The organism is Streptomyces virginiae, from assembly GCF_041432505.1.
Classification (GTDB): Bacteria; Actinomycetota; Actinomycetes; order Streptomycetales; family Streptomycetaceae; genus Streptomyces; species Streptomyces virginiae_A.
In genome coordinates, this window is sequence record NZ_CP107871.1 from 1,187,986 (window position 1) to 1,210,106 (window position 22,121).

A 22,121-nucleotide genomic window follows, 5' to 3' on the forward strand; every position below is an offset into this window, starting at 1 on the left:
GTCGAACCCCAGGGATCGCCTCATGTCGCGGGCGGCGGGGACCCCGTTCAGGCATAGCCGCGGAAGCCCTGGCGACGGGGGTCGGTGTGGTGTTTCCTTGAAGACGTTCAGCTGAACGGACACCACCGACCGGACCGTAATCCGCAGGCCTTCCCAGCGCGTCGGACCGGTGTCCGGCATACCGGGGCGAAGACGGAGCCGGCAGGGCCGGCGCGCCGGAGGCCGAGCTGATGGGGGGAACTCCATGACCGCCGCGCACAACGTCCCGGACATCCTGTCGCAGAAGTTCGCCGAGAACCCGTACCCGACGTACCGCGCCCTGCGCGACAGCCCGGAGCTCGTGTGGCACGAGGCGACGCAGAGCTACCTCGTCGCGCGCTACGAGGACGTGGCGCGGGTGTTCAAGGACAAGGAGTCGCTCTTCACCACGGACAACTACGCCTGGCAGGCGGAGCCCGTGCACGGAAAGACCCTGCTCCAGATGAGCGGCCGCGAGCACGCCACCCGGCGCGCCCTGGTGGCCCCCGCGTTCCGCGGCCACGAGCTCCGGGAGAAGGTCGTACCGCTCATCGAACGCAACGCCCGCGAGCTGATCGACGGCTTCCGCGGGACCGGGTCCGTGGACCTCGTCAGCGGCTTCGCCTCGCACTTCCCCATCACGGTCATCGCCGACATGTTCGGACTGGACCGGTCCGGCCAGAAGCACATCGGCGGCTGGTACCGGGCGTTCGTGGCGTTCACCGGCAACCTGTCCGGCGATCCCGAGTGCGCCGCGGCCGGAACCCGCGCCCAGGCCGAGTTCGCCGCGTACATGCTGCCGGTCATCCGCGAACGACGCAGCCACCTCGGCGACGACCTGCTCTCCGCGCTCTGCACCGCCGAGGTCGACGGCGTGAGCATGAGCGACGAGGACATCAAGGCCTTCTGCAGCCTGCTCCTGACCGCGGGGGCCGAGACCACGGACAAGGCCGTCGCCGCCCTCTTCGCGAACCTCCTGGCCGACCCACGGCAGCTCGACGCGGTCCGGCAGGACCGGGGACTCATCGACCGGGCCTTCGCGGAGACCCTGCGCTACAGCCCACCGGTCCACATGATCATGCGTCAGGCCGGCACCGACGTCCCGATGAGCGGGGGCACCGTCCCCGCCGGAGCCACCGTCACCTGCCTGATCGGAGCGGCCAATCGCGATCCGGACCGGTATGCCGAACCGGACCGGTTCGACATCCTCCGCGACGACCTGACGACGACCACCGCCTTCTCGGCGGCCGCGGACCACCTGGCGTTCGCCCTCGGACGGCACTTCTGCGTGGGAGCGCTGCTGGCCAAGGCGGAGGTGGAGATCGCCACGAACCAGCTCCTCGACGCACTGCCGGACATGCGACCGGCCGACGGGTACGACCCGGCCGAGCAGGGTGTCTTCACCCGCGGGCCGAAGTCCGTGCGTGTGGAGTTCACGCCGACCCCGGGCTGAGGCGACCCGCAGCGGTGCACCGCTGCGGGTCGAAGGATCCCCGCCGCGTCAGGGGACACCGGCACAGCCCGGCCGGCCGCTACCCCTCCGTCGTCATCGGGACCAGCGGCCGGCCGGGATGCGTTCCGCGTCGGGGGCGGAGGGCTGCGCCGGGAGCAGTTCGATCGACGGACCGCGGGAGCTGTCCGCCCGGATGTCGCGCAGCCCGCGGCGCAGTCCGTCGCGCAGCCGTCGGCCGAGCGGGCGTTCCACGAGCCGGTGGATCAGCCAGGCGAGCGCCAGCATCGTGGCGGTCACCGCGATGACCAGGGGTACGGGAGCAACGTCGCGGCGGAAGTGATGGATGAGGGTGAGCCCGGCCATCATGTGGATCAGGTAGAGCGGGTAGGTGAGCGCTCCGGCGTGCGGGAGCCAGCGCCAGCGGACGCCGTCGAGGGCGCCGAGCGCGATGGCCGCCATCAGGGCGAAGCCGAGCGCGATGACCAGATGGGCGGGCCAGGCGGGCGTCCGTTCGGTGGCCGCCCGGCCCAGGCTGGAGATCATGCGGGCGTGCACGTAGTGCTGCGCGAGCAGGAACTGGACGCCTACGACGGCCCACAGGACGGCGTTCGGCCGGAAGCGGCGCATCAGGTAGAAGCCGATGCCGGCGATGAAGTAGGGGGACGAGGACGCGGACGCGAAGAAGGACAGCACGCCGCTGTCCGCGCTGGGGGCCACGACGCCGGCCAGCGTCCAGACCGCACAGAACAGGACGCAGTTGCGGTAGGTCACGCCGCGCATGACCACGATCGCGAAGAGGACGTAGAACTTGAGCTCGACGAAGAGCGTCCAGTAGGCGTCGTCGATGTTCGGGACCCCGACGCCACCCTGGAGCATCGACAGGTTCACCATGACGTCGCTGAACCCCCTGACCGCCCTGATCTCGGGCGAGAGGAACAGCACGAGGGAGGTGAAGGCCACGGCCGCCCAGTAGGCGGGGAAGAGCCGGGAGATCCGGGACATCGCGAAGTCGCCCACGCTGCGGCCCCAGGCGCTCATACAGATGACGAACCCGCTGACCAGGAAAAATATCTCGACGCCGAGCCAGCCGTAGACGGCGAACCGGTGGGCGTGCGGGAAGACCTCCGCGGGCGCCTTTCCCCAGGCGCTCTCGAGGGCGAAGTAGTGGTAGAAGAGCACGCCGAGCGCGGCGAGGACCCTGATCCCGTCGAGGACCGCCAGGCGCCCACCGGGAGCCGCTCCGGCCGCCGCGCGACCCTGGCCACCCGTCTCGGACACACCGGCTGTACTGCGCGAGGTCATCCCTCGACCGCCCCCTTGAATGTACGACTGTCCGATTACCGCTCTGGATCAGCGGAACCTTACAGCTCACGTATGCCCGGCTCACATCGCCGGCCCGGGAGTCAGTCGAGAACGCCGGGGGCCTCGAACCAGGTCGGCTCGTCGCGCAGCGCCCGGTGGATCCGGTCCAGGCCGAAGGGATCCAGCGGAGGCAGAGCGTCCACATCGAACCAGGCCACTTCGAGGGATTCGTGATCGTTGGCCCGTGCCTCGCCACCCGTCGCCCGACAGCGGAAGGTGATGTCCTGGAACTGGCAGATGTCCCCGTTGGGGTAGGTCATCTGCTCCGTCATCTGGACGAGGACCACGCGCTCGACCACGCAGCGCACCGCCGTCTCCTCGTACACCTCGCGCACGGCGGTCTCGGCGGGCTGCTCCCCCGGCTCGGCGATTCCGCCGACCACCGCCCAGTGCCCGGTGTCGGAGCGCCGGCCGAGCAGCACCCGGCCGAGGTCGTCGAAGACGATGGCCGTGACGCCGGGCAGCAGGAGCAGCTGATGCCCGGCGGTGGCGCGGATCCGGCGGATGAAATCGGGTGTGGTCATGCCCCGACCCTACGAGGCCGCCGGCCGGAATCCGGCGTCAGGCGGCGCGGCGCGAGCGGATCCGGCGGTTCAGGATCCACCCGAGGCCGCCCGCGGCCAGCAGGAGCAGCGCGTACTCCGGGAGCGGGCCGACGACGGTGGCCGGGGTGCGGCCGGAGCGCAGCGGGATCTCGGCGACCAGCGCGTCCGCGGTGAACATCTCGGTCTGCGAGACGATCTTCCCGTCGGGGCGGATGACGGCGCTGACCCCGCTGGTGACGGGGACGAGGACGGTCCGGCTGTGCTCGACGGCACGGATCCGGTCCATGGCGAGCTGCTGGTAGGTCATCTGGGTCCGGCCGAAGGTGGCGTTGTTGCTCGGTACGGCGATCACCTGGGCGCCTGCTTGGACGGTGGAACGGACGGCGTCGTCGAAGGCGGCCTCGAAGCAGGTGACCATGCCGACGCCGCTGCCGGCCATGTCGAAGACGCCGGGTTCCTTGCCGGGACCGAAGTCGCGACGCACCCGGTCCACGTCGGAGCTGAAGAGGCGGACGACGGAGCGCATCGGGATGCGCTCGCCGAAGGGCTGGATCTTGCGCTTGTCGTAGGTCACGGTGGGGCCCTTGACCGGGTCCCACAGGATCATCGTGTTGCGCAGCGGGCCCGTCTCCGGGGCCACCACGGCGCCGATGGCCACGGGCACGCCGATCGCCTTGACGGCCCGGTCGATGACGGCGTGGGCGTCGGGCTCGGCGTACGGGTCGAGGTCGGAGGAGTTCTCCGGCCAGACGACGAAGTCGGGCTTCCGGGCGCGTCCGGCCTGGACGTCCTCGGCGAGCTGGACGGTGCGCTTGACGTGGTTGTCGAGGACGGCCCGGCGCTGGGAATTGAAGTCGAGCCCGAGGCGGGGCACGTTGCCCTGGATGACGGCGACCACGGCGGTGCCGTCCTCGGCCGCGTCGGAGACCAGCGGGCGGGCGGCGAGGCCCACACCGATCGGGGCGAGGACGGTGAGCGCGGTCAGCGCGGCGGTGGTGCGGCCGGGGTGGCGGCGGGCGGTGCGCAGGGCTTCGTAGAGACCGAATCCGCACAGGGCGACGCCGAAGGACAGCAGCGGCGTGCCGCCGAGGGCGACGAGCGGGGTGAAGACGCCGTCGGCCTGGCCGAAGGCGAGCTTGCCCCAGGGGAAGCCGCCGAAGGGGGCCCGGGCCCGCAGGGCCTCGCCCGCGACCCAGACGGCGGCGGCGAACAGCGGCCAGGCCGGGAGCCTGCTGACCAGGGCGATGCCCAGGCCGGTGAGGCCGATGAGGAGGGCTTCCAGGGTGCTCAGCGCCAGCCAGGGCACCGGGCCGACCTCCTCGCCGGTCCAGACGAGGAGCGGCAGCAGGAAGCCCAGTCCGGCGAGGAGCCCGAGGCCGAAGCCGGCGCGGGCGCGGCGGCCGTGGAGGCAGCCGGCGAGCAGGGCGAGGGCGAGGGGGGCCAGCCACCACAGCGGGCGGGGCGGGAAGCTGAGGTAGAGCAGTACGCCGGAGAGGGTGGCGAGCACGGCGCGCAGCAGCCACAGCCCCTTCCGGTTCTCGGCGGACCGGGCGGTCGCGGGGGGCGCGGCCGCCTCGGCCGGGGGCCCGTCGGCGGACTGCGAGGGCTCGTTCCCGGTCGCGCGGGTGACACTGCTGCTCATCTGGCGGAGTGTACGTCCCCGCGCCTCGCGGGCCGGTGAGCGCCCGGCCCCGCTCGGCGGGTCACCCCTCTACCGGGCGAGGGCGCGCAGATGGGTGCGGATGACGCGGACGGCGTTCTCGGCGTCGTCGACGGTGACGGTGAACCGCTTGCCGTCGTCGAGTACGAGGACCACTCCCTCCCCGCGCCGGACGATGATCGCGGTGCCCTTCTCGGGGCGCCAGCGGTGGCCCCAGCCTCCCCATTGCTGCGGGGTGATGCTGGGCACGAACTCGGCGGAGGTGATCTCGGTGAGCCGGATCCTGCGGCGGGGCACCCCTATGTGGCCGCAGCGCACCTCCATGGCCTCGGCGTCGACGGTGACGGCGACGTGGACGAAGGCGAGGGTGCCGTAGAGGATGAGCAGCCCGACGGCGAGGCAGCCGATCACGGACATCAGCAGCGGGATGATGCCGGCGGTCCAGGCGTAGTCGACGGCGAGTTCGACGCCGAGCGCCAGACAGGCCGCGCCGATGGCGGCGAGCAGCCACTGCACACGGTTGGAGGCGCGGCCCGCCCAGAGCGGACCCGGAGGGTGACCCGTCATGTGTAGCAGCGTACTCACGTTCCGCTTGCCCGCCACCGTCTCTCGCCCACCCGATGCAGCGCGGCTCCCGCGCCGCGGACGAGCGCGTCGCGCAGGGCCGGGTGGCGGCCGGTCATGAAGCGGTGCAGGTTCCGGGAGGCGAAGGCGACCCGCTGGGCGCTGCGGCGGCGCTCGGTGTCGTAGGCACGCAGCGCGTCGGGCAGCCCGGCGGGTCCGGGCGGTCCGGCCGCGGCGACGGCGCGGGTCAGGGCCTCCGCGTCGAGGAGGGCGGTGCAGGCGCCCTGGCCGAGGTTGGGTGTCATGGCGTGGGCGGCGTCGCCGACCAGGGCGATCCGGCCGTCGGCGACGAATCCGGGGAGCGCGGGGTACAGGTGGCGCATCTCGTACCGGATCCAGGTCGCCGGGTCGGTCGCGGCGAGCACGCGCGGGATGGGGTCGTGCCAGTCGGCGAAGGCGTCCCGCACCTCCTGGGCGGTGGCGGCCCCGGGGACGGTGGCGTACCAGTTGGTACGACCGGCCTCGACGGGGGTCATGCCGAAGAAGCGGCCCGCGCCCCAGGTCTCGCCGTACAGGCCGGTCTCGAATCCGGCGATGCCGATCCAGGCGGTCGTGCCGATCGGGCGCGGGCCGGCGGCCCGGCCGAAGTACGCCGCACGGACCACGCTGTTGATGCCGTCGGCGCCGACGACCAGGTCGGCGGTGAGCGCGGCCGGGTCGGTGAGGCGCCGGCCGTACGCGATCCGCTCGCCGCCGAGGCCGTCGAGCGCGGCGAGCAGCGCGTCGAGGAGATGGGGCCGGGATATCAGCAGTTCGGGGCGGCCCGCCCGGCGTTCGATCCGTTCGAGGGGGAGGGCGGTCAGCACCTTCCCGTCGGGGCGCCGGATCCGGGCTCCCCGGTACGGGACGGCCCGCGCCCGCAGTGCGTCGCCGAGGCCGAGCCGATCGAGGGCGGTCTGGGCGGTGGGGTGGATCCCGAAGGCGGTTCCGTAGCGTTCGAGCGCGGTGCGCCCTTCGAGGACGGTCACCTCCCAACCCGCGCGGCGCAGGCCGACGGCGGTGGCGAGGCCGCCGACCCCCGCGCCGACGACCACGGCCGTACCCGCAGCCCGGTCCGGTGCCCGCCCGCTCACGGTGTCGCTCATGGCCGTCCCCTTCGCCGCCCGGTCCACGACCACCACAGCCGTGGTACTACACCTGTGGTACCACGGCTGTGGTTAAGCTGGCAACGTGAATCAGGACCGGAGGGACCGGCTGCGGGACGCGGCCATCGCCGTGCTGGCGCGGGAGGGTGGGCGCGGGATGACGCACCGGGCCGTCGACGAGGCCGCCGCCGTGCCGACGGGCACCGCCAAGAACTACTTCCCGACCCGCGACGCCCTGCTGCGGGCGGCGGCCGAACGCTGCGCGGAGCGCTACCACGCGCTGGCCGAGGCTCTGGCGGAGCCCGGCCCCCAGGACGGGGCCGGAGCCGGGGCGGGGGCGGGGCCCGGAGCGGGGCCCGCCGACGCGGCGCAGCTCGCGGCCCTGCTCGCGGGGCTGCTGCGCGACACGGCCGGGCCGGGCCGCACCCGCGTACTGGCGTATCTGGAACTGCAGGCCGAGGCGGCGCGCCGCCCCTGGCTGGCCGCGCTGCTGGACCCGGTCGCGGCGGCGGATTTCGCGGCGCACGCGCACCTGCTGCGGGCGGCCGGGCTGCCGGCCGGGCCGGAGCGGGCCCGCGCCCTGACCCTCGCCCTGCACGGCGCCATCCCCCACCTGCTGACCGGCGCCCCGGCCACCCTGGCAGCGGCAGGCCTGGACGACCTGGACCGTTTCACGCGCGAACTGCTGGCGACCGTGTGCGGGGAGGAGACCCGATGATCACCCGATCGGACCGGGCGGTGGGAGCCGTCGTCGGCTCGGCGGCCGGTGACGCGCTGGGCGCACCCTACGAGTTCGGGGCGGCGGGCGAACTGAGCGCACGCGGCGCGGAGATGGCCGGGGGCGGCGGCTGGGACCCCGGTGAGGCCACGGACGACACGCAGATGGCCGTGCTCGTCGCGGAATCCCTGCTGGAGCGCGGCGGTCTCGAACTCCCGGACATCTTCGACCGGTTCCGGCGCTGGGCGGCCGGGCAGCCCAAGGACATCGGACTGCAGACCGAGGACGTGCTGACCAACGGCGAGTCCTGGGAGCGGGCCGCGGCCCTGCACTTCCAGATCAACGCGCGGGCCGCGGGCAACGGTTCCCTGATGCGGGCCGCCACCTCGGCGGTCTACTTCGCCCCCGCCGGGCGGGAAGGGACCATGGAAGCCGCCCGGCGGATCGCGGCCCTTACGCACGGCGACCGGGCCGCCTGGGAGGGGACCGCGATCCTGCACGAACTCGTCCGCGTCGCCCTGGAAGGGGCCGATCCGATCGCCGCCCTGCCCGCGACGCTCGCCGCGGTGCACCCGGCCCACCGCGAACGGTACGGCCGGGTGCTCGCCCCCGACTGGCATCCGGAGTCGGCCACCGAGTTCAACGGGGCGGTGTGGCCCTGCCTGGGCTCGGCCGTGTGGGCGCTGCGCACCACCACCTCCTTCGCGGAAGCCGTTCGGGCGGCCGTGGACCTCGGCGGGGACACCGACACGGTGGCCGCGGTGACGGGTGCCCTGGCCGGGGCCCGGTACGGCCGGGCGGCGGTCCCCGCGCACTGGACGGCGACGTTGCACGTGCCGCTGCCCGGCTTCGGGGACCGGGTGCTGGACGCGGACGACCTGCGCGTGCTGGCTCAGCGGCTCGCGGCGGCCGGCTCCCGCTGAAGTTCGAGGCGCCGCCCGGGGAAGGCCGCGCGCAGCCGCCGGTCGTGCGTGACCAGCACCAGGGTGCCGCCGAAGTGGGCCAGGGCCGCCTCCAGTTCCTCCACCACGGCCGGGGCCAGATGGTTCGTCGGCTCGTCCAACAGCAGCAGGTCGAGGGGCCGCGCCACCAGGTGGGCCAGCTCCAGCTTGCGGCGCTGACCGGCCGAGAGGGCGCGTACGGGCCGGACGAGGTCGGCCGGGGCGAGCAGTCCGTGACCCGCCACCAGGTCGGCGTACTCCTGGCCGAACACCTCGACGACGGAGCGGGGTTCGCGCTGCCACGGATCGTCCTGTCGGAGCAGCCCGACCTGCGGCGGTGTCCTCACGCCGCCCCGCGCGGGCTCCAGTTCACCCGCGAGCAGGTGCAACAGGGTGGACTTCCCGACGCCGTTGGGTCCCGTCACCAGGAGCCGCTCCCCCGGAGCCAGCGTGAGGGAGAGGGGTGCGAGCCGGCCCGGCAGGGCCACGTCGGTGACCTCCACCGATCCCGTCTCCGCGCCCGCTCCCACTACCGCTCCCGCTCCCGCTCCCGCTCCCGCCGAGCCGTCGGTGAAGCGGCCGGTGAAGACGAGCGGGCGCGGGGGCGGCGGGACCGGGTGTTCGGTCAACCGGGCCAGGCGTTCGCGGGCGGCGCGGATGCGGCTCGCGGCGCCGTGGGTGCGGGACCGGGCGCGGAAGGCACCGGCTCCGCTGAAGCCGCGCGGCAGCTTGCGCGGGATGGCGGCGAACCGCCCGATGTTGGTGTCGGCGAGCCGCTCGGCGTCCCGCACCTCCTCGCGCCACTGCTCGTACTCCCGCTCCCGGCGGGCACGTTCGGCGGCGCGGCCCGTGCGGTAGCCCGCGTAGCCGTTGCCGTAGCGGCGTACCGTCCGGCGGTCCTGGTCCACTTCGAGGACGGCGGTCGTGACGCGGTCGAGGAAGAGTCGGTCGTGGGTGACGGCGACGACGGTGCCGCGGTGGGCGAGCAGATGCTCCTCCAGGCAGGCGACCGCTTCGTCGTCGAGGTCGTTGGTGGGTTCGTCGAGCAGCAGCAGTTCCGGTTCGGCGGCCAGGGTCGCCGCGAGCGCGAGCCGGGAGCGCCCACCGCCGGACAGGGTGCCGAGCCGGCGGTCCGGGTCGAGCTCGGCACGTTCGCCGAGGCGGCGCAGGGTGGCCGCGACGCGCCGTTCGGCATCGTGTCCGCCGCGTGCCTCGTAGGCGGCCAGGAGATCTCCGTAGGCGAGGAGTTCCTCGGGCTCGGCCCGGTGGAGTATGGATTCCGCGGCGCGGATCCGGCGCTCCAGGGCGCGCAGGTCGGCGAGGGCGAGGTCGACGGCGTCGCCGACGCGGGCGGTCGGCGGGAGTTCGAGGGTCTGCGCGAGGTGCCCGACGCCGCCGGGGGCGGTGACGGCGACCTCTCCGTGGTCGGGGCGCTCCCGTCCGGCGAGGAGCCGGAGCAGGGTGGACTTGCCGGAGCCGTTGTCGCCGACGACGCCGACCCGCTCGCCGGGCCGGACCGTACAGCTGACGCGGTCCAGGACGACGCGGGTGTCGTAGCTCTTGGTGACCTCGGACAGGACGATCTGGGTGGTGGCGAGTGGAGCGCGCAAGGGCGGTCCCCCTTCCAGGAAATCTGAGACGAACCGTTTCGTCTCGTTACATGGGTAACGGTAGACCAGGCACATCTCGCACGCAAGACGATTCGTCTCGCCAGGGGTGGGGTCGGTGGCGGAGGTCGGGAGGTCGGGCCCGTCAGCCGACGGGCGCGCCCTGACCCGCGAGCGACCGGCCTTCGGCGTACGCGAGCGCGGCGGCGGGCAGGGTCCCCTCGCGGCCGCTGCGCAGCACGACCAGCCCACCCGTGCGGGGCAGACCGGGCTCGGGCAGCAGGCCCAGCCGGCGCAGCGCCTGGACCGCGACGGGCTCGGCGGAACCGTGGTAGATCAGCTCCGCACCCTGGGTCCGCGCGGCGAGGGCGGCCCGGATGGACCCCTCGACCAACTCGTAGTGCGTGCAACCGAGCACCACGTCGGTGACATCGGCCGGGGTCAGCGCGGCGGCCGCGGCGACGGCGGCCGCCACGGCGGCGTCGTCGGCCTGCTCCACGGCATCGGCGAGCCCGGGGCAGGGCACCTCGGTGACGCGGGCCCCGGTCGCGAAGTCGCGGATGAGCCCGCGCTGGTAGGTGCTGCCGGTGGTGGCGGGGGTGGCCCAGATCGCCACACGGCCGCCGGCGGCCGCGGCGGGCTTGATCGCCGGCACCGTCCCGATGACCGGGATGACCGGCTCCAGCTCGGCCCGCACGGCGTCCAGGGCGTGCACGGTGGCGGTGTTGCAGGCGACGATCAGCGCGTCAGGACGGTGCGCCGCGGCGGCCCGGGCGACGGCCAGTGCCCGCTCGGTGAGGTCGGCCGGGGTCCGCGGACCCCAGGGCATCCCGTCCGGGTCGGAGGACACGACCAGGTCGGCATCCGGCCGCAGCCGCCGCACCGCCGCGGCCGCCGCGAGGAGGCCGATTCCGGAGTCCATGAGTGCGATCTTCACCTGGCCACCTTAATCGACCCCCGCCCCGACGAGGCCCTCCCACGGCAACACCCACGACCGACCGGACCCCGCCCGGAGCACCCCGGCGTCGGCGCGGGAAAGCCCTGGGGTGTCTTGTCGATCAGGGCGGATCGGGGGCGGTGGCCGGTGCCATGGAGGCTCCCCCTGGCCGAGGACAACGCGGCGAGGCGCGCTACCGACCACCGCGAGCTCGCCCTGACCGACGACCACCGCCGGGCCGGGCCCGCGAAGTGGCGCCGGTCGCCCGAGGGGCGGACACTGCGGCGTCCGGTGCCGTGCGTCGCGGGGCGGCGAGGCGGACTTCACGCACACGCACCGGCACCGAGCCGGGAGACCTCCGCACCCGAGCCGGAACCGTCACACCCGAGCAGGAAGCCCACCACACCCCGGCCGAACCCCACCCCACCCGAGCCGGGAGACCACCCCACCACCCGGGCCGGAACCCCGCCGCACCGGGACCGGGTGGCCACCGTTCCGGGCCGGAACCCGTCGCACCCGGACCGGAGTCCCGCCGCTTCAGGGGTCGCAGCCGCCCGGCCGAGCGCACCGGGACACCGCCCCACCCGGGTCGGGAGACCACCGCCGGAAGCCGGCCACACCCCGGCCGGACCCCACGCCACCCGAGCCGGGAGACCACCCCGCCACCCGGGCCGGAAGCCCACCGCACTCAAGCCGGCACCCCGTCGCACCGAGCCGGGAGACCTCCCCTCCACCCGGGCCGGAACCCCGTCGCACCGGGACCGGGTGGCCACCGTTCCAGGGGGCGCGGCCGCCGGGCCGAGCGCACCGGGACACCGCCCCGCTCCGGTGGGGAGACCACCGCCGGAAGTCGCCGCACCCGGGGCCGCCGGGATGCGCGACACACCCGCCGGCGCGCGGGACACTGCCGCCATGGGCCTCCTCACCGCCGCCTGCGCGGCTTACGCCTCCCTCGCCGCCTGGCTCTGGCTCACCCTCGCCCAGGGCATGTTCTGGCGGACCGACGTCCGCCTCCCGCCCCGCACGGCCCCCGCCCGCTGGCCGTCCGTCGCGATCGTCGTCCCGGCCCGGGACGAGGCCGAGGTGTTGCCGCGGAGCCTGCCCTCGCTGATCGCCCAGGACTATCCCGGCGAGGCGGAGGTGATCCTCGTCGACGACGGCAGCACCGACGGCACGGGCGAGCTCGCGCGCCGGCTCGCCGGGGAGCATCCCGGGCTCCCGCTCACCGTCGTCTCCCCCGGCGACCCCGCACCCGGCTGGACCGGCAAGCTCTGGGCGCTGCGGCACGGCATCGCCGTCGCCCGCACCGCGCACGCCACCGAGCCCGACTTCCTCCTCCTCACCGACGCCGATATCGCCCACGAACCGGACAGTCTGCGCGAATTGGTCGCCGCCGCGACCTCCGCCGACCTCGACCTCGTCTCCCAGATGGCCCGCCTGCGGGTGGTCGGGGTGTGGGAACGGCTCGTCGTACCGGCCTTCGTGTACTTCTTCGCCCAGCTCTACCCCTTCCGCCGGATCAACCGGCCCTCCGCCCGGACCGCGGCCGCCGCCGGCGGCTGCGTACTGCTGCGCACCACCTCCGCCGTACGGGCCGGGATCCCCGATTCCATCCGCCAGGCGGTCATCGACGACGTCTCGCTCGCCCGCGCGGTGCAGCGCTGCGGCGGCCGGATCTGGCTGGGGCTCGCGGAGCGGGTGGACAGCGTGCGCCCGTACCCCGCGCTCGCGGACCTGTGGCGGATGGTCTCGCGCAGCGCCTACGCGCAACTGCGCCACCAGCCCCTGCTGCTGGCCGGCACGGTGGCCGGCCTGGTGCTCGTCTACCTCGTGCCCCCGGCCGCCCTCCTGGCGGGCCTCATGACCGGACACCCGGCCGTCGCCTGGGCGGGCGGCCTGGCGTGGCTGCTGATGGCGGGCACCTACCTGCCGATGCTCCGGTACTACCGCCAGCCGGCCGCGCTCGCCCCGCTGCTTCCGTTCACGGCGCTGCTGTACCTCCTGATGACCGTCGACTCGGCCGTTCAGCACTACCGGGGGCGCGGGGCGTCATGGAAGGGCCGAACCTATGCCCGCCCCAGCGACGCCTGAAACCGTGAACTGCCGCACGAAAGAGCGTCATCCGAGGTCATCGCGTTGTGACACTGCGTCAGCACGAAGTCGGCGCAACACCCGACCGGTGAGTACGAGTACGAACAAGATGGGGCGGAAGTGGCGAATCGTGCACGTGAACGTCAAGTGAAAGGTGAGGCCCTGACCTGCGAATATGCAGGTCAGGGCGGGGTTGACGACACCTCGCTATGGACCCGGTGAACCCGTGGGCTTAACTTAGGTCCCATGACCTCCCCCCGCTCCACTTATGGCGGCGGTTACTACTCCGCGCCCTCCTTCCCGGACACCCCCATCTACGACTCCCTCGTCGCCGAACGCGGCACCCCGCAGATCGCCCCGATCCGCGTCCCGGCCGCCTACGAGTCCCCGAGTGCCGGATACTCGAGCGGCGGGTACCTGCCGGCTCTCGCGTCGTCGATGCCCGCACTGCCGCCGGCCCAGCCCCAGCAGCAGCAACAGACCTCGGGGTACGGATACCCGTACCAGCAGCAGTCGGCCCCGCAACCGATGCCGCTGCAGCAGGCCCCGGCCCCGTACATCCCGCAGCAGCAGCCGATGGCGGCCCGCGGCGGATACATGCCGCAGCCCCAGCCGCAGCAGCCCCGCCCGGTCGCCATGGCCACCGGGTACGAGGCGATGCGTCCGGCCGCGCCGCGTCCGATGCAGGTGCCCGCACCGGTGCCGGCCGCCTCGTACGAGGACCCGTACGGCCGCCCCTACCAGGGGCGCGGCTACTGACGGGGCGCCGGGACACGGGTGGCCGAGGGGCCGGCAGGATGCCCCTATGTCGAACTTGCACGTGCAGGCGCTCCACGTCCATCCCGTCAAATCGGTAGCGGGGATCGCTCCCGACGAGGTGGCCGTGGAGCCCTGGGGTCTGTCCGGGGACCGACGTTGGGCGCTGATCGATCCCGAGGGCACGGTCATCACCCAACGCCGTCATCCGCGCCTGGCCCTGGCCGCGGCGCGTCCCGCGGGTGGTGGCCGGATCGCCGTGACGGCGCCGGGCATGACGGAGCTGTGCGTGGAGGTGCCCGAGCCGGGTCCGCTGGAGCCGGTGGTTTTGTTCGGGAAGAAGGTCGAGACCGTGGCCGCGGCGACCACCGCGGCCGACTGGTTCAGCACGTACCTCGGGGAGCCGGTACGGCTGGTGCACATGGATGATCCGGCGGTACGTCGTCCCGTCGATCCGGACTACGCCCTGCCGGGCGAGACGGTGAGCCTGGCCGACGGATATCCGCTGCTCATCACCACGCTCGCCTCGCTGGACGCGCTCAACTCCCTCATCGCGCAAGGGGACCATCCGGAGGAGGGTCCGCTGCCGATGAACCGTTTCCGTCCCAATGTGGTGGTTTCGGGCGCCGAGGCCTGGGCGGAGGACGGGTGGCTCCGCATCGCGATCGGCGACGCCGTCTTCCGCGGCGTGCGCGAGTGCGGCCGCTGCGTCGTCACCACCACCGACCAGGAGACGGCCGAGCGGGGCAAGGAACCGCTGAAGACCCTGGCCAAGCACCGACGGATCGGCCGGTCGCTGGCCTTCGGGCGAATGCTGGTGCCGGTGCGCCTCGGTACGGTGCGCGTCGGCGACGAGGTACGTGTCCTTCTCTGACGGCAGGGGTGGGAGGTGCGGGAGGGTGGTCGCGGACCGGCGACCGGCCGACCGGATTGACACCTTCGAGGGGCTCGGCGCCCAGGCTGGAACCAACTGGCACGACCAAGCCGTTGGAGCAGTCAGGACAGAGGCGCAGACAGGCGGAGACTGGCACAGGTTGGGGGAGCCGGACCGTGCGGACAGCAATGGGTGTGTGGCGTTGGCGGCGCAATCCGCTGCGCCGGCCGACCGATCTTTTCGAGGCGTGGGTGGCGTTCGCCGCGCTGGTGTGTGTCCTGGTGGTGGCTCCGGCCGTCGGCTGGGTCGCGGGCCTGCGGGTGGACGGTACCCTTCAGCAGGCCGCGCACGAGCAGCGGCAGGAGCGGCATCTCGTCCCGGCGGTGGTGCTGCGGCCCGCCCCGGAGTCGGCGACGACCGCGGACGCGAGCGCCGACACCTCGACACAGCGGACGGCCCCGCACCGGACGCAGATCGTGGCCTCGTGGACCGCGCCGGACGGCAGCAGCCACGAGGGAACGGTGCCGGCCGCGGAGGAACCACCGCGGCCCGGCGAGCGGTTCCGGATCTGGACCGACGCCGGCGGCAGGGTGGTGGGGCAACCGCTGGACCCGTCCGCGGCCGTGTTCCACGCCGGGATGGCGGGGCTGGCCGCCGCGATCTGCGTGGCCACTCTGGTGGAGACGGTCCGGCGGCTGGTCGTACGGCGGCTCATGCATCGGCGGTACATACGTCTGGACCGGGCCTGGGCGGCGGCCGGGCCGGACTGGGGCCGAGCGGGCACGGGCAGCTGACCTGGCAGCTCATCGGCTCCGCGCGCGCTACGGTGGAGCGGCCGGACGGGTCGCTCAAGTGACTCCGGTGGCTGCGGTGACTTCAGACTTCAGTGGCATCGGTCGAATCGGCAGCGCGAGTACGAGGGTGGGGGCACGACAGCACCATGGTTCAGGGCACGGTCCAGGTGACGCACAGCGGGACCTCGCGGTGGCGGCGCCGCTCCGGTGAGTATCCGACGCTGACCGCCGCGCTCGCCGTCGCGGGAGACGGGGACGTGCTGACCGTCGCCCCCGGCACCTACCGCGAGAACCTGGTCCTGGACCATGCCGTCACCCTGCGCGGACCCGAGGGCGGTACGGGGTCGGTGCGGATCGCCCCGGTCGATGGGGTCGCGCTGACCGTGCGCGCCTCGGCCGTCGTGCAGGACCTGTACCTGGAGGGCCAGGACCGGGCGGCGCCCGCGCTGCTGGTGGAGGACGGCTGCCCCGAGCTCACCGACCTGCGGGTGAGTACCCATTCCGCCGCCGGCATCGAGGTGCGCGGCTCCGGAGCGCGGCCGCTGGTGCGGCGGTGCACCGTGGAGAATCCGGCCGGTGTCGGCATCGCCGTCCTGGACGGCGGCGGCGGGGTGTTCGAGGAGTGCGAGGTCGTGGCCGCCGGGCAGAACGGCGTCTCGGTGCGTGGCGGCGGCCGGCCCCGGCTGGAGCGCTGCCGCATCCACCACGCCACGGGCGCGGGCATCGCAATCACCGGCGAGGGCTCGGGGCTGGAAGCCCTGGGCTGCGAGGTGTACGAGGTCAAGGGCGCCGGGGTGCAGATCGCCGCGCGCGCCACGGCCCGGCTCACGGACTGCTCGGTGCACCGCACCTCGGCCGACGGGGTCACGCTCGACACCGACGCAGTGCTCACCCTGACCGGCTGCGACATCCACGACATTCCGGAGAACGCGGTCGATCTGCGGTCCCGTTCGGTCCTCACCCTCAGCCGCACCACCGTGCGCCGTTTCGGCCGCAACGGCCTGTCCGTGTGGGACCCCGGCACCCGGGTGGACGCCGAATCCTGCGAGATCCACGACAGCACGGGGGACTATCCCGCCGTGTGGATCAGTGACGGGGCCACGGTCTCCCTCGACTCCTGCCGGGTGCACGACGTACCGGACGCGCTGTTCGTGCTCGACCGCGGCTCGCGTGTCGACGTCGTCGACAGCGATCTGTCCCAGGTGCGCAACACCGCCGTCTCCGTGAGCGACGGGGCCACCGCCCAGCTCGACGACTGCCGGATCCGGGAGGCGGCGACCGGGGCCTGGTTCCGCGACCACGGCAGCGGCGGCACGCTCGCCGGCTGCACCATCGACGCCGTGCAGACCGGTGTGATCGTCACCAAGGGCGCCGACCCCACCCTGGAGCGGTGCACGGTCACCTCCCCCGCCGAGGCCGGCTTCTACGTGTCGGCGGGCGGCCGGGGCACCTTCACGGCCTGCCGGGTGTCCGGCAGTTCCGGCTTCGGCTTCCACGTCATGGACGGCTGCCGCACCACGCTGACCCGCTGCCACACCGAGCGCTGCGCCCGCGGGGGCTACGAGTTCGCGGAGGACGGGCCGACCGTCGTGGAGTGCACCGGTGACGAGTCCGGCGCGCGTCTCACGGACCGGTCCGCCCCGGGGGGCGCCGTCACCGAGGCGCGGGCGGGCATCCGTACGGCCACCGGGACGCAGGGGCCGGTGGCGCCGCCGGCGCCGACGCCCCCGCCCTCCGTGCCACGGCCCGCGGACGGGGCGCAGGACGCTCCGGCCGCCCCCGCGCCGGGTTCCGACGAGATGCTGGGCCGGCTCGACGCGCTGGTGGGCCTGGACAGCGTCAAACGCGAGGTGCGGGCGCTCACCGACATGATCGAGGTGGGCCGGCGGCGGCAGCAGGCGGGTCTGAAGGCCGCCTCGGTGCGCCGGCACCTGGTCTTCACCGGCTCCCCCGGCACGGGCAAGACCACGGTCGCCCGGCTGTACGGGGAGATCCTCGCCTCCCTCGGGGTGCTGGAGCGCGGGCACCTGGTCGAGGTGTCCCGGGTGGACCTGGTCGGCGAGCACATCGGCTCCACGGCGATCCGTACGCAGGAGGCGTTCGAGCGGGCACGCGGCGGGGTGCTGTTCATCGACGAGGCGTACGCGCTGGCGCCGGAGGACTCGGGCCGGGATTTCGGGCGCGAGGCGATCGACACGCTGGTGAAGCTGATGGAGGACCACCGCGACGCGGTCGTCGTGATCGTCGCCGGGTACACGGCGGAGATGGAACGCTTCCTGACGGTGAATCCGGGAGTGGCCTCGCGGTTCTCCCGGACCATCACCTTCGGGGACTACGGTCCCGAGGAGCTGCTGCGGATCGTGGAGCAGCAGGCGGAGGAGCACGAGTACCGGCTCGGGGAGGGTACGTCGCAGGCGTTGCTGACGTACTTCGCCGAGCTGCCCAAGGGCCCGGCCTTCGGCAACGGCCGCACGGCCCGCCAGACCTTCGAGTCGATGGTCGAGCGGCACGCGGGCCGGGTGGCCCAGCTCGCGGAGCCCAGCACGGACGAGCTCACCCTGCTGTTCCCGGCGGATCTGCCGGCGCTGCCCGCCCTGCCCACTCCTTGCTGACCGGGTGCCGCTGACCCGGCAGGTCGGCCCGCGCCGCGGCGTCCAACCGGGCGAGCAGGGCGTCGCGTTCGGCGGCGAAGGCCGGATCGGCCTGGTAGTCGCCGTGGCCCAGGATCGGGGCGGGCAGCGGATGACGGGCGCTGCGCCCGTAGGCGAGCGGGTCGGCGAGCGGCCCGCGGTCCACGTCCTGCCCGGCGCCGGGCAGGGCCGGGCCTCCGATGGGGTCGGTGGCCCGCCAGAGGTTGCGCCAGCAGTCGACCTCACGGTGCAGGGCGGTGAGCGGCCCGGGGCCGAAGTAGGCGGGGAACCAGCGGCCGTAGAGACGGGCGAGCGGGGATCCGTAGGTGAGCAGGGCGACCCGACGACGGGCGGCCGGCGGTAGCTGCCAGACGGCCGCCGCGGCGAGCACGCTGCCCTGGGAGTGGCCCGAGATGACGAGGCGGCCACCGGTGCGGCCGGTCCAGCCGGCCATCCGCCAGGTCAGGTCGGGGACGGCCCGCTCGGCGTAGCAGGGCGGTGCGAAGGGGTGGGCGGCGCGCGGCCAGAACGTGCCGACGTCCCACAGGATCCCTATGGTCCTGCGGGCGGCGGGGTCCCGGTAGGCACGGCGACCCCAGGCGACGAAAGCGGCGATGCCCAGGCCGATGAGCCAGGACCCGGCGTCCTGGGCGGCACGGGCGGCGGCCTCCAGCACCGGCAGGGTCCCGCGGGCCGCCTCACCCGGAACCTTCCCGCTGAACCAGGCCCCGGCCAGCGCGCCCGCACCGAGCACCAAGGTGATCCCGGAGACGGCCGCCACGAACCAGGGCGCGGAGTCGGTGAGCGCGGCCGCGGTCCGCGCCCCGGCGATCCGGCGGCTGCGGTCCAGGTCCGGCGTCTCCCCCGGGTACTCGGCGGCCACGGCGGCGGCGAGCCGACCCCGCGCCCGGCCTCCGCGCACCGCGAACCAGGCCGCGAGCAGGGCCAGTACGAGGAGCATCGGGGGCAGCACGGCGGCCTGCCAGGACAGCAGCACGGGCGGCCCGGGCAGTGCGGCGCCGCGCATTCCGGGCGTGGCTCCCCCGTCCAGCCAGTCGGCGACGCGCTGGGCGACCCCGCCGGACATCACCCCGCCGAGCGCGCAGCCGAGCATGGCGACGGCGGGCCCGCCCAGGCCGCGCAGGGCGGCCGCCGGGTCGGGGGCCCTGCGGTACAGGTACCGGGCGACGGCGGCCAGGGCGAGCACGCAGAGCCCCTGACCCAGCATCAGCACGCCGAAGGTCAGGTCCCCGGGGAGCCGTCCGGTGGCGGTCCAGTCGGGCCGCGACCAGCAGGCGTGCACGAGAACGGCGGCGAGCAGCGCGAGCGAGGCGCCGGGCAGCAGGGTGACGGCGGCCCGGTCGAGCCGGTGGTCGGGCCGGGCCTCGGTGCGGCCGCGCCGACAGACGACCGAGGCCACGGCGACGACCCCGACGGCGAGCAGGACCTGGGTGAGCGTGCCGAGGGCCGCGAGGAGAGGGGCGCCGGCCCGGCGGTCGTGGCGGGCGGTCGGTACGGAGACGGCCACCGCCACGGTGAGCAGCCCGGCGGCTGTGTGCGCGGCGCGCAGCCGGGCGACGAGCCGGCGGCCGTACCAGAAGCCGGGGCGCCCGAGGGCGGGCACGGGGTCCGAGGCGGTGTCCGGGTCGGCTGCGCCGGCGGGCGGGGGCTGGGACTCGTAGGCGCTCCAGGTGCGGTTCGACAGGTACCAGAGCAGCCCGGTCAACGCGGCGGGGACCAGGGCCCCGAGGGCGAGGCGGCGCCCTGGCTGGGCCCACCAGCCACCGCCGGGCGCGAGGAAGCCCAGCCAGGAGCGGAACCGGGAGCCGGCGCAGGTCCCGGAGCCCGCGCACTGCCAGGCGAGGAGGTCGAGCGCGACCTCGCAGGCGGCGGCGATCAGCAGCACGGTGAGGCTGAGGGCGAGGATCCGTACGAGGACCCCGTACGTGCGCACGGCGCGCGGCGCGGGCCGGTCGGCGGGCGTGGCCGGCCGGGCCCAGTGGGCGAGGTTGGCCACCATGAAGGGCAGGAGCAGCAGCCACAGGGCGCGGGCACCGTTGCCGGAGGTGAGCCGGGACCAGCAGTAGGCCTCGGGGACGGGTCGCCCGGCGTACCGCTCGGGGTGGGCCTCGGCGTCGGCGTCCTCGGTGCGGCGGAAGACGGCGGCGGTGGAGTCGCCGGTGACCCGGACGGTGCGCGGGTCGCCGAGCAGCTCGCCGGGGGCGGCGCCGGCGACTCCGTGGACCAGGAGTTCGAGGGCGAGGGGGGTGGCGGGCGGGGCAGGAGGCGGAGTGCCGGGCGGGGCGGGAGGCGGAGTGCCGGGCGGGACGTCGGGCGTGGTGTTGGGCGGGGTGTTGGGCAGGGGGCCGGGCCGGGGGTCCGGTGGGGAGGTGTCGGGCTGGGGGCGGTCGGGCACAGTGGCCTCCGCTCGCGGGGCGGGATCGGCGCGACTCCAGCATCCCGCGCGCGAGGGCCGCTGCCCAGGTCCCACGCGGGGATCGACCCGGATCGGACGGGGTCGGACGAGATCGGGCGAGCTCGGACACCGTCGAACGCCGTCGGACGGGAACGTTCAGGATCGGGCGAGATCACTACGGACTTCTCGCGGGTGCGGGGCTATGGTGGCGCGCACGCCTGTTCAGCACCTCACCCCAGGGGGTACCGCCCATGGCTCGCCGACTCCGCCCGGTGGGGCTCGACTTCATCGAGGACGCGCCGGTACGGCTGGTCTTCGCCGCCGACACCGTGGCGCCGCCCGAGGCCGTGTACCACGCGCTCGCCGAGGAAGTGGCGGGCTGGGCCGACTGGTTCGGGGCGGTAACGCTGGCCCGCCCCACGCACGGGGGCGCCGGCCGCGAGGTCAGGCTGAGGGGTGGCGTGCGCTTCCAGGAGACCGTCATGGCCGCCGATCCCGAGCGGCGTTACGCCTATCGGGTCGACACCACCAACGTCCCCGGGGTGCGGGCCCTGTTGGAGGAGTGGCGGCTGACCCCGTCCGGTACCGGCACGCACGTCCGCTGGACCTTCGCGGCGGACGGGCCGACCCCGTTCCGCCTGGGCCTGGCCGCCGCCCGCCCGGGCCTGGGCCACTCCTTCCGCACGGCGGTGCGCAGCCTGGACCGGCGCCTCAGCGCCCGTCGTGCGTCGGGCCGGTGACCGCGGCGAGGCGGGCGAACTCCCACGGGTCGTGCGCGCTGAAGACGGTGACCTCGTCGGCGTGCTCGCGGACGAGTGCGCGCAGGCGGTCGCGGGTCGCGGTGCGTACCGCGACATCGGTCTGCGCGCCCCGCTGGACCGGTTCGAAGACGGGGTGGGCGAGCGGCGGGGTCTGTTCGAGCTCCCCGTGATACGTGTACGCGTCGCCCGCGTGCAGCAGCCACCGGCCGTCGTCGTCGCGCACCGCGACACCCGCGTGCCCGGCCGAGTGGCCGGGCAACGGCACGAGCAGCAGCTCGCATCCCAGCCCCTGCGGTCGCGCCACGCCGGGGAAGCCGAACCATGTCGTGTGCCCGTCGACGGTCGCGGGTGACAGCAGCGGGCCGTGCGCCCGGTGCGCCGGCATGAAGCGCTCGACAGTGTGCCGGTGGTGCGCGGCCGAAGGATCGGTGACGGCCCGATACTCGTCGGGGTGCACGTGCACCCGCGCGTGGGGGAAGTCCGCCAGCCCGCCCGTGTGATCCCGGTGCAGGTGGGTGAGAACGATGTGCCGCACGTCCCGCGGCTCGTACCCGAGGCGGGCGACCTGATGCAGCGCGCTCTCCCGCGGGTCCAGCACGGGCTGGGCGTAGGCCACCCAGTCCGCGCCCAGTGCGCGGTCGGGCTGCCGCAGATCGGTGGTGCCGATCCCGGTGTCGACCAGGATCGGTCCGTCCGTGTCCGTCTCGATGAGCAGGCAGTGGCAGACGGCGGGCCGTGCGCGGTGCGCGGCGCCCGGCGCGGACTCCGATCCGAGCGGTGGAATCGTACGGAGCGAACCGCAGTTGAGATGATGGATGCGCACAAAGACCCCCTGGAGGTACACGGGCG

At 74.4% G+C, this 22,121-nt stretch carries 18 protein-coding genes; 9 read left to right on the top strand and 9 right to left on the bottom strand.

Annotated features, from left to right (window positions below):
• Positions 1–244: 244 nt before the first annotated feature.
• Positions 245–1,471 carry a cytochrome P450 gene (locus tag OG624_RS05695; RefSeq protein ID WP_033214063.1) on the top strand — a complete coding sequence of 409 codons (1,227 nt, stop codon included), beginning with the start codon at positions 245–247 and terminating at the stop codon, positions 1,469–1,471.
• A 93-nt stretch (positions 1,472–1,564) separates the two neighbouring features.
• Here OG624_RS05695 and OG624_RS05700 read toward each other — a convergent pair whose 3' ends face one another.
• The 5 genes from OG624_RS05700 to OG624_RS05720 all read right to left on the bottom strand — a co-directional run bounded on the left by OG624_RS05700 (position 1,565) and on the right by OG624_RS05720 (position 6,747).
• On the bottom strand, positions 1,565–2,773 hold the full coding sequence (locus OG624_RS05700; protein ID WP_371639174.1) for an acyltransferase family protein: 1,209 nt from the start codon (positions 2,771–2,773) through the stop codon (positions 1,565–1,567).
• 101 nt (positions 2,774–2,874) lie between these two features.
• On the bottom strand, positions 2,875–3,357 hold the full coding sequence (locus OG624_RS05705; protein WP_033214064.1) for an NUDIX hydrolase: 483 nt from the start codon (positions 3,355–3,357) through the stop codon (positions 2,875–2,877).
• Positions 3,358–3,394: 37 nt separating this feature from the next.
• The gene (lnt, locus tag OG624_RS05710; protein WP_371639175.1) at positions 3,395–5,020 is read right to left on the bottom strand and encodes an apolipoprotein N-acyltransferase; all 1,626 of its coding nucleotides are present in this window, start codon (positions 5,018–5,020) and stop codon (positions 3,395–3,397) included.
• A gap of 69 nt (positions 5,021–5,089) precedes the next feature.
• Positions 5,090–5,605 (bottom strand): lipoprotein, encoded by a 516-nt coding sequence (locus tag OG624_RS05715; protein WP_033214374.1) that lies wholly within the window; start codon positions 5,603–5,605, stop codon positions 5,090–5,092.
• Positions 5,606–5,619: 14 nt separating this feature from the next.
• Complete coding sequence (locus OG624_RS05720) at positions 5,620–6,747, bottom strand: FAD-dependent oxidoreductase (RefSeq protein ID WP_371639176.1); 1,128 nt, start codon at positions 6,745–6,747, stop codon at positions 5,620–5,622.
• Between the two features lie 85 nt (positions 6,748–6,832).
• On the opposite strand from OG624_RS05720, the gene OG624_RS05725 reads away from it, so the two are divergent.
• A complete protein-coding gene (locus tag OG624_RS05725; protein ID WP_161294292.1) occupies positions 6,833–7,465 on the top strand; it encodes a TetR family transcriptional regulator in 633 nt (210 codons plus the stop codon).
• The gene (locus OG624_RS05730) at positions 7,462–8,388 is read left to right on the top strand and encodes an ADP-ribosylglycohydrolase family protein (protein WP_352163169.1); all 927 of its coding nucleotides are present in this window, start codon (positions 7,462–7,464) and stop codon (positions 8,386–8,388) included. The genes OG624_RS05725 and OG624_RS05730 overlap by 4 nt, the downstream gene beginning before the upstream one ends.
• Here OG624_RS05730 and OG624_RS05735 read toward each other — a convergent pair.
• Both OG624_RS05735 and OG624_RS05740 read right to left on the bottom strand, forming a co-directional pair.
• Positions 8,358–10,091, bottom strand: a complete 1,734-nt coding sequence (locus tag OG624_RS05735; protein ID WP_371639177.1) for an ATP-binding cassette domain-containing protein — start codon at positions 10,089–10,091, stop codon at positions 8,358–8,360. The genes OG624_RS05730 and OG624_RS05735 overlap by 31 nt on opposite strands.
• Positions 10,092–10,158: 67 nt before the next feature.
• Positions 10,159–10,950 (bottom strand): glutamate racemase, encoded by a 792-nt coding sequence (locus OG624_RS05740; protein WP_371639178.1) that lies wholly within the window; start codon positions 10,948–10,950, stop codon positions 10,159–10,161.
• A gap of 912 nt (positions 10,951–11,862) precedes the next feature.
• Between OG624_RS05740 and OG624_RS05745 the strand changes: the two genes are divergently transcribed.
• The 5 genes from OG624_RS05745 (at position 11,863) to OG624_RS05765 (ending at position 18,077) form a co-directional block, all read left to right on the top strand.
• Positions 11,863–13,041 (top strand): glycosyltransferase, encoded by a 1,179-nt coding sequence (locus tag OG624_RS05745; protein WP_266359469.1) that lies wholly within the window; start codon positions 11,863–11,865, stop codon positions 13,039–13,041.
• A gap of 246 nt (positions 13,042–13,287) precedes the next feature.
• Complete coding sequence (locus tag OG624_RS05750) at positions 13,288–13,800, top strand: DUF6643 family protein (protein WP_033214071.1); 513 nt, start codon at positions 13,288–13,290, stop codon at positions 13,798–13,800.
• A gap of 46 nt (positions 13,801–13,846) precedes the next feature.
• A complete protein-coding gene (locus OG624_RS05755) occupies positions 13,847–14,671 on the top strand; it encodes an MOSC domain-containing protein (RefSeq protein ID WP_266446229.1) in 825 nt (274 codons plus the stop codon).
• Between the two features lie 176 nt (positions 14,672–14,847).
• On the top strand, positions 14,848–15,465 hold the full coding sequence (locus OG624_RS05760) for an Rv1733c family protein (protein WP_371639179.1): 618 nt from the start codon (positions 14,848–14,850) through the stop codon (positions 15,463–15,465).
• 146 nt (positions 15,466–15,611) lie between these two features.
• Positions 15,612–18,077 (top strand): right-handed parallel beta-helix repeat-containing protein, encoded by a 2,466-nt coding sequence (locus OG624_RS05765; RefSeq protein WP_033214077.1) that lies wholly within the window; start codon positions 15,612–15,614, stop codon positions 18,075–18,077.
• Here the strand turns inward: OG624_RS05765 and OG624_RS05770 are convergent.
• On the bottom strand, positions 18,019–20,343 hold the full coding sequence (locus OG624_RS05770; RefSeq protein ID WP_371640838.1) for a hypothetical protein: 2,325 nt from the start codon (positions 20,341–20,343) through the stop codon (positions 18,019–18,021). The two genes, OG624_RS05765 and OG624_RS05770, sit on opposite strands and share 59 nt — an antisense overlap.
• A 419-nt stretch (positions 20,344–20,762) precedes the next feature.
• Between OG624_RS05770 and OG624_RS05775 the strand changes: the two genes are divergently transcribed.
• A complete protein-coding gene (locus OG624_RS05775) occupies positions 20,763–21,251 on the top strand; it encodes an SRPBCC family protein (protein WP_033214080.1) in 489 nt (162 codons plus the stop codon).
• Here the strand turns inward: OG624_RS05775 and OG624_RS05780 are convergent.
• A complete protein-coding gene (locus OG624_RS05780) occupies positions 21,223–22,095 on the bottom strand; it encodes an MBL fold metallo-hydrolase (RefSeq protein WP_033214381.1) in 873 nt (290 codons plus the stop codon). The two genes, OG624_RS05775 and OG624_RS05780, sit on opposite strands and share 29 nt — an antisense overlap.
• Positions 22,096–22,121: the final 26 nt, after the last annotated feature.